The organism is Leisingera sp. ABD4_442 (assembly GCF_056160905.1).
This window is the reverse complement of the sequence record NZ_JBSWYB010000001.1, coordinates 78,201-90,670: the sequence shown is the minus strand read 5'-3', so window position 1 is coordinate 90,670 and position 12,470 is coordinate 78,201. Positions and strand designations below refer to the sequence as shown.

Annotated in this window: 12 protein-coding genes; 6 read left to right on the top strand and 6 right to left on the bottom strand. The window is 63.0% G+C overall.

The features are described from left to right. Nucleotides 1-23: 23 nt before the first annotated feature. On the bottom strand, nt 24-545 hold the full coding sequence (locus tag ACXAHG_RS00435; RefSeq protein ID WP_475043393.1) for a component of SufBCD complex: 522 nt from the start codon (nt 543-545) through the stop codon (nt 24-26). Between the two features lie 184 nt (nt 546-729). On the opposite strand from ACXAHG_RS00435, the gene hemB reads away from it, so the two are divergent. Together hemB and ACXAHG_RS00425 are read left to right on the top strand one after the other, a co-directional pair. Next, nucleotides 730-1,728: a porphobilinogen synthase gene (gene hemB / locus ACXAHG_RS00430; RefSeq protein ID WP_475043395.1), complete on the top strand. Its 999-nt coding sequence runs from the start codon at nt 730-732 to the stop codon at nt 1,726-1,728. Between the two features lie 150 nt (nt 1,729-1,878). Beyond that, nucleotides 1,879-2,454 (top strand): lipid-binding SYLF domain-containing protein, encoded by a 576-nt coding sequence (locus ACXAHG_RS00425; protein ID WP_475043397.1) that lies wholly within the window; start codon nt 1,879-1,881, stop codon nt 2,452-2,454. A 107-nt stretch (nt 2,455-2,561) separates the two neighbouring features. Here ACXAHG_RS00425 and ACXAHG_RS00420 read toward each other — a convergent pair whose 3' ends face one another. Beyond that, nucleotides 2,562-3,479: an NAD(P)-dependent oxidoreductase gene (locus ACXAHG_RS00420; RefSeq protein ID WP_475045290.1), complete on the bottom strand. Its 918-nt coding sequence runs from the start codon at nt 3,477-3,479 to the stop codon at nt 2,562-2,564. An 86-nt stretch (nt 3,480-3,565) separates the two neighbouring features. On the opposite strand from ACXAHG_RS00420, the gene ACXAHG_RS00415 reads away from it, so the two are divergent. Together ACXAHG_RS00415 and ACXAHG_RS00410 are read left to right on the top strand one after the other, a co-directional pair. Beyond that, nucleotides 3,566-6,040 carry a penicillin acylase family protein gene (locus ACXAHG_RS00415; protein WP_475055355.1) on the top strand — a complete coding sequence of 825 codons (2,475 nt, stop codon included), beginning with the start codon at nt 3,566-3,568 and terminating at the stop codon, nt 6,038-6,040. Nucleotides 6,041-6,124: 84 nt separating this feature from the next. Continuing rightward, nucleotides 6,125-6,949 (top strand): alpha/beta hydrolase, encoded by an 825-nt coding sequence (locus ACXAHG_RS00410; protein WP_475055354.1) that lies wholly within the window; start codon nt 6,125-6,127, stop codon nt 6,947-6,949. Between the two features lie 9 nt (nt 6,950-6,958). On the opposite strand, the gene hflX is transcribed toward ACXAHG_RS00410, so the two are convergent. The 4 genes from hflX to trkA all read right to left on the bottom strand — a co-directional run bounded on the left by hflX (nt 6,959) and on the right by trkA (nt 11,502). After that, on the bottom strand, nt 6,959-8,230 hold the full coding sequence (gene hflX / locus ACXAHG_RS00405) for a GTPase HflX (protein ID WP_475043402.1): 1,272 nt from the start codon (nt 8,228-8,230) through the stop codon (nt 6,959-6,961). Then, the gene (hfq, locus tag ACXAHG_RS00400; RefSeq protein ID WP_005611588.1) at nt 8,230-8,469 is read right to left on the bottom strand and encodes an RNA chaperone Hfq; all 240 of its coding nucleotides are present in this window, start codon (nt 8,467-8,469) and stop codon (nt 8,230-8,232) included. Before hfq ends, hflX begins: the two co-directional genes overlap by 1 nt. A gap of 120 nt (nt 8,470-8,589) precedes the next feature. Then, nucleotides 8,590-10,125 carry a TrkH family potassium uptake protein gene (locus ACXAHG_RS00395; RefSeq protein ID WP_475055353.1) on the bottom strand — a complete coding sequence of 512 codons (1,536 nt, stop codon included), beginning with the start codon at nt 10,123-10,125 and terminating at the stop codon, nt 8,590-8,592. Beyond that, a complete protein-coding gene (trkA, locus tag ACXAHG_RS00390; RefSeq protein ID WP_475043405.1) occupies nt 10,126-11,502 on the bottom strand; it encodes a Trk system potassium transporter TrkA in 1,377 nt (458 codons plus the stop codon). Between the two features lie 113 nt (nt 11,503-11,615). On the opposite strand from trkA, the gene ACXAHG_RS00385 reads away from it, so the two are divergent. Next, nucleotides 11,616-12,083, top strand: a complete 468-nt coding sequence (locus ACXAHG_RS00385) for a hypothetical protein (protein WP_475055351.1) — start codon at nt 11,616-11,618, stop codon at nt 12,081-12,083. A gap of 173 nt (nt 12,084-12,256) precedes the next feature. Next, a complete protein-coding gene (locus ACXAHG_RS00380; protein WP_475055350.1) occupies nt 12,257-12,403 on the top strand; it encodes a hypothetical protein in 147 nt (48 codons plus the stop codon). The last annotated feature ends 67 nt before the right edge of the window (nt 12,404-12,470 follow it).

The following is a 12,470-nucleotide window of genomic DNA, read 5'->3' as shown; positions in this document are numbered from 1 at the left end:
TCCTGGGGCCGTATTCCGGCCCGTCAAAAGGCTCCGATCGTGAGGTTCTGATACATGCCCCAGAAGGCCGTGACCACAATGGAGATCACACCGACAAACTGCACATATAGGCGGCAAAATGCCAAACGCTTGCGCAAGGTTTCCCCCGAGGCGCCCTCCCGTGCGATCCCCCGGGCGGTCAAATAGCTGATCAGACCGACCACGGACATCGGGAATGCCAGCAGGAACACCGCCTGCGCAATCTCAAGCAAATAGACAAAGCCAAGGGTCGCCAGGGCGGACAGCAAAAAGCAGGACAAGGCCACCAGCCAGGGGCCGGACACATCTGCAATATACAATAGCCGGTTCACATTGACCCGGGCGATATCCTCCAGATCACGCTCAGCCTGCCCGCCTTTGCGCTGTGCCCGGTGGACCATGTCATACGGCACGCCCAGAATCCAATGGCTGGCCGTCGACCACAGCACGGCCAGGGAGATCCAGTACCACAGGTTGGAGAATGACCGCAGCTCAATCATCTCATAGATTATGTGAAGTAGATCCACACCTGCCCCCTATTCCGCCTGCCCGATTGCAGACCCTCAGTCCTCAACCGGCCCTATATCAACCGGGACGCCCGCGCAGGCAAGCCCCGGCTGCGGCGCGGTTTTCCCGGCGCGGCGAATGTCCCCCTTGTTCCCGGGACCGCTTCCATGCCACCCATGGGCCAGACGAAACCCGGAGACCCGTATGAAACCGACCGTTGCGCCCTTTCCCGCCGCCCGCCTGCGCCGCACCCGTGCCACCCCGGCGATCCGCGATCTGGTGCGGGAAAACACCCTGACGCCCGCCGATTTCATCTGGCCTGTCTTTGTGCGCGACGGTGAAGGCCAGGAGGAACCCATTGCCTCGATGCCTGGTGTGATGCGCCGCTCAGTAGACAGGATTGCCGAAGCCGCAATTGAGGCGCAGGCGCTGGGGATTCCGGCCATCTGCCTGTTCCCCTACACCGATGCCGCGCTCAAGACCGAGGACTGCGCCGAGGCCTGGAACCCCGAAAACCTGACCAACCGCGCTATCCGCGCAATCAAGGACGCGGCGCCGGACATCGCGGTGATGACCGACGTGGCGCTGGACCCCTATAATATCAACGGCCACGACGGCTATGTGGTGGATGGCGAGATCGTCAACGACGCCACCGTCGAAGCGCTGGTCAAGATGACCCTGGCCCAGGCCGATGCCGGCGCCGACATCATCGGCCCCTCCGACATGATGGACGGCCGCATCGGCGCCATGCGCACGGGATTGGAACAGGCAGGCCATCACAATGTGGCGATCCTGTCCTACTCAGCCAAATACGCCTCTGCCTACTACGGGCCGTTCCGCGATGCGGTTGGCGCGTCGGGCGCGCTGAAGGGCGACAAGAAGACCTATCAGATGGACCCCGCCAACAGCGACGAGGCGCTGCGGCTGATTGAACGCGACCTGATGGAAGGCGCAGACATGGTGATGGTGAAGCCCGGCATCGCCTATCTGGACATCTGCCAGCGGGTGAAATCCGCCTTTGGCGTGCCGACCTATGCCTATCAGGTCTCCGGCGAATACGCGATGGTCCAGGCCGCGGCGCAAAACGGCTGGATCGACGGCGAAAAGGTGATGATGGAAAGCCTGATGGCCTTCAAACGGGCGGGCTGCAACGGCATCCTGACCTATTTCGCGCCAGCTGCCGCCAAGCTGCTGAACGGCTGACAGCCCCGCCGCGCCGGAACCCGGTCACGTCAGCGAGAAGCCGCCAATATCCACGCTGCAACGGATGACAGGCAGCGGTTTTCCGCGTATACACAAGGCCAGAGCCGGAGCATACCGGCCTTGGAGCAACCCATTACAGGCACCCGAAAAATGAGCAGTTCTTCCTCTTCCCGCATGACCCGCCGCGGCTTTGCCCTGGCCGCCCTGGCCGGTGCGGGCGTTACCGCAGCCTGCGGCAATGGCGTCGGCAACAGCAATGCGGCCAAGATCGACGCCCGTGTCGATGCGACGCTGAATCAGATGTTCAGCCAGTATCCCAACACCCGCACGCTGGCCGACAAGGCCACCGGCATGCTGGTGATGCCGCTGGTCACTGAGGCCGGCTTTGTCTTCGGCGGTGCCTTCGGCCGCGGCGCGCTGCGGATCAACGGCGTCACCGTCGACTATTACTCCACCCTCAAGGGCAATGCCGGCCTGCAGATCGGCGCGCAGCAATACGCCCATGTGCTGTTCTTCATGACCCAGGATGCGCTTGCAGGTTTCCGCCGCTCCACCGGCTGGGCTGCGGGTGCGGACGTGGAATATGTGATCCGCGACGAAGGCAACGCGCTGACCGCTGACACAAACACGCTCACTTCGCCGATCCTGGCCGTGGTATTCGGCCAGGCGGGCCTACGCGTCGGCGCGACCCTTGAAGGCACCAAATACACCCGTATCATCCCCTAAGGGCAGGCGGGGCCGGCCTCTGCGCGCGCCCCGGCTTCTTTCTGATCAAAAATACTCCCGCCGGAGGCATGGCCTTTCCACTAGGAAAGGCCATTTTTCTTGCGCCCTCAATCAGATGACAGCCCATCCAGTGCGCGCAGGCGCTTGAACAGCGACGACGTATCCCAGCGCCCGCCGCCCATTTTCTGAACGTCCTTGTAATACTGGTCGACCAGTGCCGTGGCCGGCAGGGTTGCACCATTGCGGTTTGCCTCATCCAGGCAAATGCCCAGATCCTTGCGCATCCAGTCGACCGCAAAGCCGTGGTCGAAATGATCCTCCAGCATGGTTTCATGCCGGTTCACCATCTGCCAGCTGCCCGCCGCCCCCTGGCTGATCACCTCCACCACCGCGCGCCCGTCAAGCCCTGCCTTTTCCGCAAAATGCAGCGCCTCGCTCAACGCCTGCACCAGCCCGCCGATGGCAATCTGATTGCACATCTTGGTCAGCTGGCCTGCCCCGCTTTCGCCGATCCGGCGGCAAATTTTGGCGTAGGCGCCGATCACAGGCTCAGCCCGCGCATAGGCGCCTTCTTCACCGCCGCACATCACTGACAGAACCCCGTTTTCCGCCCCGGCCTGACCGCCGGAAATCGGCGCATCAACAAAGAACACACCGCGCTGTTCGGCGGCAGCGTGCAGCTCCCGGGTGACGATCGCCGAGACCGTGGTGTGATCCACAAACACGGTGCCTTCCCCCATGCCGGCAAAGGCGCCGTCCGGCCCCAGGCAGACAGACCGCAAGTCGTCATCATTGCCGACACAGGCCATCACAAACTCCGCACCCGCCGCGGCTGCGCGCGGTGTCGCCGCGTAGTGGCCGCCATGCTGTTTGGTCCAGGCCTTAGCCCTGGACTCAGTGCGGTTGTAAACGGTGACCTCATGGCCCGCGGCCTGCAGGTGCCCGGCCATTGGATAGCCCATGACGCCAAGCCCCAGAAACGCGATTTTTGCCATCTGCTTTTCCCCTGATCTGTCTTCGCATATGTTGGCGGCAACCCTACCACCGCCGCCGCCGGGCGCAATCTGCCTTGCGGCTGGAAATGACAAAACCCAAGGGAAAACAACCGCTGATGGGACATCTTTTCCGCTGGCTGCTGCGCCTCGCTGCGGGGCTGATTCTGCTGAGCCTTATGGCCGCCCTGCTGGTCTACTACCTCGCCTCTCAATCGCTTCCGGAGTATGACAAAGAGATCGCCTTGCCGGGATTGTCCTCGCCGGTGGAAATCGTCCGCGACAACGCCAATGTGCCGCATATTTTCGGCAGCTTCGGCGCCAGCGACGAGGACGTCTACTTCGGGCTCGGCTATGCCCATGCGCAGGACCGGCTGTGGCAGATGGCGGTAATGCGGCGCACGGCACAGGGCCGCTTGTCAGAGATCTTCGGCACCCGCACGATAGAGACTGACACGTATTTGCGCCGTCTGGACCTGTACCGTCTGGCGCAGCAATCGGTGGCCGTGCAAACGCCTGAGGCGATCACCGCGCTCAAGGCCTATGCTGACGGGGTGAACGCCCGGCTGCAGGAAATCAACGAGGAGGCACTGGGGCGCGGTGCGCCGGAGATGTTCCTGTTCAACATGCCGGTTGCCCCCTGGCAGCCCGCCGACAGTATCGCGATCATGAAGCTGATGGCGCTGCAGCTCTCCGGCCATATGCGGGAAGAAATCCTGCGTGCCCGCACCTCGCTGGCGCTGAACGACGCGGACCGCATCAGGGACATTTTGCCGGATGCCCCCGGCAAAGGGCTGACGGCATTGCCGGAATACGCAGAATTGGTGCCCGGCGCCCGGCACTATGCGGCAGCGGCCCCCGCAGAGGAAGACAGCCTGCTGTTTCCCGTTGCCCCCCGCGGACTGGCCGGGGCCTCTAATGCCTGGGCAGCCGCGCCCAGCCGCTCTGCGGCAGGCGGCACGCTGCTGGCCAATGATCCGCACCTCGGCCTCAGCGCCCCGGGCGTCTGGTATCTGGCGCGGCTGGAGCTGGGCACAGGCGGGGTGATCGGCGGCACTATTCCGGGCATCCCTGCCGTGATCACCGGACGCTCCGACGTGCTGGGCTGGGGGGTCACCTCCTCTTACCTCGACGATCAGGACCTTTTCATTGAAAAGCTGAACCCGGAAAACCCGCAGGAATACCTGGGCACCGATGGGTACAAGAAATTCATCTCCCGTCCGTCAATCATCAAGATCAAGGATGAGCCGCCCGTCACGTTGACCCTGCGCTGGACCGATAACGGGCCGGTGCTGCCGGGCTCCATGTTCCGGCTGGCGGAAATCACGCCACCGGGCCACGTGGTGTCGCTCAGCTGGACGGTGCTCAGCCCGAAAGACACGTCGATGAGCGCAGCCCTGGAGCTGATGCGCAGCGCGTCGGTTCAGGAAGCCATTGCAGCAGGCGAAGGTTTCATCGCGCCTTCGCAGAACCTGACACTGGTGGACAAGGAAACCATTGCGCTCAAGACCGTCGGCGCCTTTCCGTTGCGCGATGCCGCCCATCAAAGCAAGGGCCGGATGCCCAGCCAGGGCTGGCACCCGGAAAACCACTGGCAGGGACGTGCGCCTTATTCGGAAAACCCGGAGTTCCTCAGCCCCGCAGGCGGCATTCTCGGCAATACCAACAATAAGATCCTGGACCGCCCCTTCCCGCAGCATGTGTCCTTTGACTGGGGGGATACCCAGCGAATCCACCGCTGGCAGAAGCTGATGCAGAACCGCGAAGTTCACACCCGCGACAGCTTCATCGAAGCCCAGCTGGACACCGTGTCCTATACTGCCCGCACCCTGCTGCCGCTGATCGGCGCCAACCTTTGGTTCACCGGTGAGGCAGCCCCCGCAGGCACCCGCGAGCGCCAGCGCCAGATCGCCCTGACTCTGCTGTCGGAATGGAACGGCGAGATGAACGAGCACCTGCCGGAGCCGCTGATCTACGCTGCCTGGCTGCGCGCGCTGCAGGCGCGGCTGATCACCGATGAGCTGGGTCCGGTTGCCAAGTCGTTCCGCCATGTGGAGCCCCTGTTTATCGAGCGCGTCTACCGCGATGTGGACGGAGCCTCAGCCTGGTGCGACGTACGCCAAAGCGCGCCGCAGGAAACCTGCACGGACATGGCCCGGCTGGCGCTGGATGACGCGCTGATCTGGATCGAAGAACGCTATGGCACCGCGCTTGAATCCCTGCGATGGGGGGACGCGCATCAGGCCACGCAGGACCACCCTGTGCTCGGCAAGGTGCCGGTCCTGCGCTACTTCGTGAATATCCGGCAGTCCACCAGCGGCAGCGACAATACCCTGCAGCGCGGCAAAAGCTCCGGCAAGGATCCGGATCCGTTTCAAAACACCCATGCTGCCGGCTACCGCGGGGTCTATGATTTCGCCGATCCCGACAGTTCTGTTTTCATCACCGCCACCGGCCAGTCCGGACACCCGCTATCGCGTTATTATGACGATATGGCCCAGCTCTGGCGCCGCGGCGAGTACATTCCGATGTCGCTGGACGAAGAATTGGCCCGCGCTGCTGCCGTGGGCGTAACAAGGATCACACCACGCTGACCAGGAAAGGGGGACAGCATTTAATCCATCGGTTTCCGGCCGCATTTCCGGCCGACAGCTTACCCGTTACCAGAGATTATTATTATGAAATTCCACACCCTCTCCGTCTCGCTGCTGGCTGCAGCCGCTGCCATCTATTTCCTGTCTCCTCGGCAGCCAGCGGCAGAGCGCCCCACTGAAAGCCTGCAAACGATGCCCGCGCCAAAAGGCGCACCCGCAGCAGGAGGCTTTGCCCGGGTCCAGCGCCAAGGTCTGCAGCATCCGGACCCCGCCAGCTACGAATACGCTCCCTCAGCCCAGGCCCGGCAGCTGGCCCGCGAACATAAGGACCTTGGCCAAACCTGGTACAGCTTTACCCCTCCCGGCGACGGGCCGGCGGCAACTGTCATCCTGCTGCACGGCTCCGGACGGTCCGGTCTGTCGATGATCGACATTTGGAAGGAGGCAGCCCAAAAACACGGCCTGATCCTGATCGCACCGAACGCCAAGGCGAAAAACTGGCAGCCGGACGATTTTTCGCAATCCCTGCTGGACAGGATGCTGTCAGAACAGGCACTGGGCCGCCCGGCTGGTCCTGTCTATCTATTCGGCCACTCGAACGGTGCGATCTTTGCCTCCATGCTGGTGAACCGTTTCGAAGGCCCCTGGCAAGCGGCCGCTCTTCACGGCGGCTTTGCCGATGCGCAGATTTTCAAACCAGCTGCCGATCCCAAGCCCGTCCGCCTGTACCTGGGGGATCGCGACCACATCTTCAGCAGCGAGGCCGCAGCCGCAGCAGGCAAGGCCATGGCCAGGGCCGGCCACAGTTTCACGCTCCAGCTGATTCCCCGCCACACTCACTGGGTGTATGAAATCGGCCCCAGAATTGCAGAGGACAGCTGGGCATGGTTCCGGTCACTTGGTGAGTGACCGGAATACTCAAAGTTTTTGGAACTTGGCCTTTTGCCGCTCCGTCCATAGCACGGTGATGGCGAAACCGCTCTCGGTCTGCTCCTCGCGCTGCACAAGGTCCTCCTTGAACAGCCAGGCGCGCTGCTTGCCTTGCGCGAAGGTGAGGTGCAAAACCTCCTCGTGACGCACGCCTTGAAGCTGCTCGGCAATATCAGTCAGCAGTGCCTCAAGCCCCTCGCCGGTCAGGGCGGAGATTGCATGAATGCCCTGCTCGCGCGCGGCACGCTGGCGGCGGGCATCAGCATCATCTTCCGGCAGCTGGTCCAGCTTGTTCCAGACCTCGATCCGGGCCCGGTTTTCATCCACGCCCAGCGAGGCCAGGATCGCTTCTACGTCTTCGGCCTGCTCTTCGCTTTGGTCATGGCTGATGTCGCGCACATGCAGGATCACATCCGCAGCCAGCACCTCTTCCAGAGTGGCGCGGAAGGCGGCAACCAGCTCAGTCGGCAGGTCCGAGATGAAGCCCACCGTATCGGACAGGATCACCTCCGGCCCGTCGGGGATCTGCACCCGGCGCATGGTCGGGTCCAGGGTGGCAAAGAGCATGTCCTTGGCCATCACCTCCGCACCCGTCAGCCGGTTGAAAAGCGTCGACTTGCCGGCGTTGGTGTAGCCCACCAGCGCGACAATCGGGTATGGCACCTTGGCGCGCGAGGCGCGGTGCAGCGTCCGGGTTTTCACCACCTTGTCCAACTGCCTGCGCAGCCGCACCAGCTGGTCATCAATGGCACGGCGGTCAGCCTCGATCTGGGTTTCGCCGGGTCCGCCGACAAACCCCAGGCCGCCGCGCTGGCGTTCCAGGTGGGTCCAGGCCCTGACCAGCCGCGTCCGCTGATAGCTGAGCGCCGCCATCTCGACCTGCAGCACGCCTTCCCGCGTCGCCGCCCGGTCCGAGAAGATCTCCAGGATCAGCCCGGTCCGGTCGAGGATCTTGACCTTCCAGGCCTTTTCCAGGTTGCGCTGCTGTACGGGGGAAACCGGCCCGTCGATCAGGACCAGTTCGATCTCATTCGCCTTCAGGGTGCCCGCCAGCTCTTCGATCTTGCCAGAGCCAAACAGCATCCCCGGATGCGCCTTGGGCAGGCGCACCACGTTTGAACCGATCACGTCAAGATCGGGCAAGGCCGCTGCCAGCGCAACGGCCTCCTCTAGCGCGGGAGCAGCCTCGCGGCGCCCGCTGTCTGATTTGATTTCCGGATGCAGGACCCAGGCGCGGGTCTGCTTCCTGTCATGCTCCATCAATTGGAGTCTTCACCCTCATAGAGACTGATCGGCTGGGCCGGCATGATGGTCGAAATCGCGTGTTTGTAGACCAGCTGCGACTGTCCGTCGCGGCGCAGCAGCACGCAGAAATTGTCGAACCAGGTGATCACACCCTGCAATTTGACCCCGTTGATCAGAAAGATTGTAACTGGAACCTTGGTTTTGCGAACGTGATTCAGGAAGGCATCCTGAAGATTCTGTCTGTCCGAAGCCATTTTTTATTATCTCGCCTTTGTTCTTGCCACGCGCTGCGGACCAGCACGCACGTTAAAATTCAGTATGGAGAAAGAAAAAATAAGTTTCCACCAGAAAAACACTTTTTCCCGTCAGGGCAGTCAGGCCCGCCAAAGGTTCGGCGATAGCAGCGCAATGAAGGCCAGCGTTTCCAGCCGCCCCAGAACCATCGCAACGCAAAGGATCAATTTGGCGGGCGCAGTCAGCAGTGCCAGCACAATGGGCGCGCTGCTGGCGGTTTCGGTCAAAGGCCCGGTTGTCGACAGTGCTGCAACAGCAAGAACCAGGGATTGTTCGAAATCCGTGCCTACCGCAGCCAGCGCCGTGCTGATCACCGCCAGCGACAGCGCAAACAGCATGAAAAAGATCCAGGCCACAAAGGCACCGTTCTTTTGCAGCCGCCTTGTTCGCCCGCCTTCGCCGCTGACAGAGCTGGGATGAACCAGCCGCTCCATTTCGCGCAGCCCGTTCAGGTACAGCGCATAGACCCGCAGCAGTTTGACCCCGCCCGCCGTGGTCGCAACTCCGCCGCCGAACACCGCCAGCCCCAGCAGGATCATGCCCGGCGTTTCCAGCCCGGACCAGGCCCGTGCCGCTTCCCAATGAGTGCTCTCGAACCCGGTGGTGGACAGGAAGGACAAGACGGTGAACAGGGTTCCCCAAAAGGCACGCAAGGCCTGCAGAATATCTTCGCCGGCATCCACCTCATAGGCCGCGAACCAATGGCGCAGAAACAAAAGCAGCGGCACACCGAAGACAATCAGCAGGCCGGTGCGGAACTCGGGGTCCTTGTCCAGCCGCCCCTGCCCGGCCGTCACGGTGTCGCTGGAGAAGGTCAGCCGCGACAGGGCAAAGAACATGAACAGGAACATCACCATTTCGCCGGCAATGCCGCTGGCTGCATCCTCCACCCCGCCGGTTGCGGAGATGCCCGAGGTCGCCATCACTGACATCGCGTGGCTGAGCCCCTCCAGCGCCTGCTCTCCGGTGATCATCAGCAGCAGCCACAGGACCAGTGTCAGCCCGGCATAGACCGGTGCCAATGTGCGGGTGACCAGCACCAGCTGCCGCCGCGGGTCGGCTTTCTCCATCTGCGCAGGGGCAAACGAACCGCCACCCGGCTCGCCCTTGGCTGTCACTTCAAATCCGCCCAGCGACATCGGCGCCAGCACGGCCGAGGCCGCGACCCACATCAAAAGCCCGCCAAGCCAGCCCACCATGGCCCGCCACAGGTGCACGCTGGGCGGCAGGCGGCCGGGGTCGGCCCAGATATCAGCGCCAGTGGTGGTGATGGCGCTCACCATATCGAAATAGGCGTTCAAGAACCGGGTGCTGACCAGTGCATCCTGCACCGGAACGGCCAGGAACAGCGGCAGCACGGTGAAGGTTGCCAGCAGCGACAGCAGCTGTCCCGGCATCCCGTAGCGGGGAACCTTGTTGCCCATCGACAAACCAATCAGCACAACCAGGATCAGCCCGGCCAAGCCGGCATAGAAGAAACTGCGCGAGGTGTGGTGATCGTCCAGCACCAGCGCGTGCACCGCCGGCAGCCACATTGCCAGCGCGGCAATGCCCCAGATCAGCAGGAACAGCGGCAGGCGCAGCACGCCGGCGGAGGCTTGGACCGGGCGGCGCATCTAGAAATAGTCGATCGACACCTGCAGCAGGCGTTCGACCTCCGGCACGTCATCCGCCATTGCAAACAGCGCGATCACATCGCCTTCTTCAATCCGCGTCTGGCCCGAGGGGCGCAGCATTTCGCCATTCTTCAGCACACCGCCCACCAGCACGCCTTCGGGGAAATCTGTTTCCCGGATCATCTGCCCGGCAATCGGCGAGGTCGACAGCACCTCTGCTTCGATCATTTCCGCCTCCGCATCGCCCAGCGAATAGACCTGCCGCACCCGGCCATAGCGGATGTGGCGCAGAATCGAGCTAACGGTGGTTGAGCGCGGGTTGATATAGGCGTCGATGCCGAGGTGCGGCAGCAGCGGCACCAGGGTCGGATCGTTGATCAGCGCAATAGCCAGCGGGCAGCCCTCGGCCTTGGCGCGCACAGCGGCCAGCATATTGGTTTTGTCGTCGTCGGTGACCGCCAGCATCGCGTCTGCCTTGTCGATGCCCGCTTCAATCATCAGCGACCGGTCCAGACCGTCGCCGTTCAGCACGATGGTGCGCTCCAGTTCTTCGGCGGCGCGTTCAGCGCAAGCCCGGTCCCGTTCAATCACCTTGGCCCGGATCCGCGCGGTGCTGCTTTCCAGCGCCTTGGCCACTTCCAGCCCGACGTTGCCGCCGCCCACCACAACAACCCGGTCCTGGCGCTTTTCATGCTTGCCGAAAACCTCGATGGTGCGGGGCACGTCATCGGCATGGGAAAACACATAGCAGCTGTCGCCCACAAAGAGCTGGTCGCCCGGTTCCGGCGCAAACAGGGTTCCGTCGCGCCGGACTCCCACCACAATGGCGCGCAGGGTCGAGAACAGGTCCGTCAGCTGGCGCAGCGGCGTGTTCACCACCGGGCATTCGGCGTCAATCTGAATGCCCAGCAGCTGCGCCTTGCCGCCCATGAAAGTCTCTGTGTCAAAGGCGGCCGGCGCCGACAACCGCTGCATCGCGGCCGCCGCCACTTCGCGCTCCGGGCTGATCACCACGTCAATCGGCAGATGCTCGCGCTGGTACAGATCGGAATAGATCGCCGTCAGATAGCTTTTGGCCCGCAGGCGCGCAATCTTGCGCTGGATCTTGAACACTGAATGCGCCACCTGGCAGGTCACCATGTTGACCTCGTCCGAATGGGTGGCCGCGATGATCATGTCCGCATCCCGCGCCCCGGCCCGGTCCAGAACATCCGGATAAGAGGCAAAGCCATGGATCCCCTGCACATCCAGCGTATCGGTCGCCCGCCGCACCAGCTCCGGGTTATTGTCGACAACTGTGACGTCATTGTGCTCGCCGGACAGGTGCCGGGCAATCTGCCAGCCGACCTGGCCTGCACCGCAGATAATGACCTTCATTTGCGTATCCCCTGCAGGCTCCTCTGGCGGCGTTTCGTCCAACGTGAATGACAGAAGCCGCTTTCACGGTCAATTTAATTGTAACTTCTTCAGTTTGCGGCCATTCTTGGGCCATGTGCCGCCATCTCAAATTCCGCGCAGGCCTAGCTTTAATGCTGGGCATGGCCGCCTGCGGCCCCCTGCCGGTCTACTACAAGCAAGGCGCGGAGGTTTCCCGCCTGCAATCGGATGAGCTTGGCTGCCAGACCCGGGCATTGAAGGATGCGCCGGTCGCCAATGAAATTCGCCAGCGTCCGCCGGTTTTCTATCCCGGACGCCAAGTATGCCACAGCGGCAAGTGCTACTACCGGCCCGGCTATTGGGTTGATGGCGGCATCTACACGGTGGATGTGAACAAGCCCCTGCGCCAGCGGCTGGAAAAATCCTGCATGGCATCCAAGGGCTACCAGCAGGTTGCCCTGAAACGCTGCACGCAGCGCGGCCCGGCGGTGCCGGCAAACGCCCGCCTTGCTCCTCTGTCAGAGAGCTCCTGCGCCCTGCGCAACAGGGATGGGACCGTCAGTATCGCCACTGGCGGCTGAGACCGGACGTTTCCGCTGGAAACCATTTTGCGGCGGGATATCTTTGATTTGCGGCGCCCCTTCAAGTAAACTGGGTTCCGGATTGTTTGTTGATCAGTTTTTTCGAAAGAAAGGTACCCCATGCGGATACACTTCCTGTTTGCCGCACTGCCCCTGGCCGCAGCGACGGCAGCATGCGACCCGTTGACCCCTATTGCCCCGCCGCCCTCAGCTGCTCCGGCTCCAGCCGCAGCTCCGGCACCAGCTACGTACACGGCTCCCGTGACGCGTCCCGCATCCACCGCGCCTGCACCGGTAATACCAGCCGAAGAAGCGCCTGAACCCGCGTATCAAGGTGGCGGCGGCGGCGGTTCGGGTGGCGGCGGCGGCGGCTCCGGCGGGGGTGGA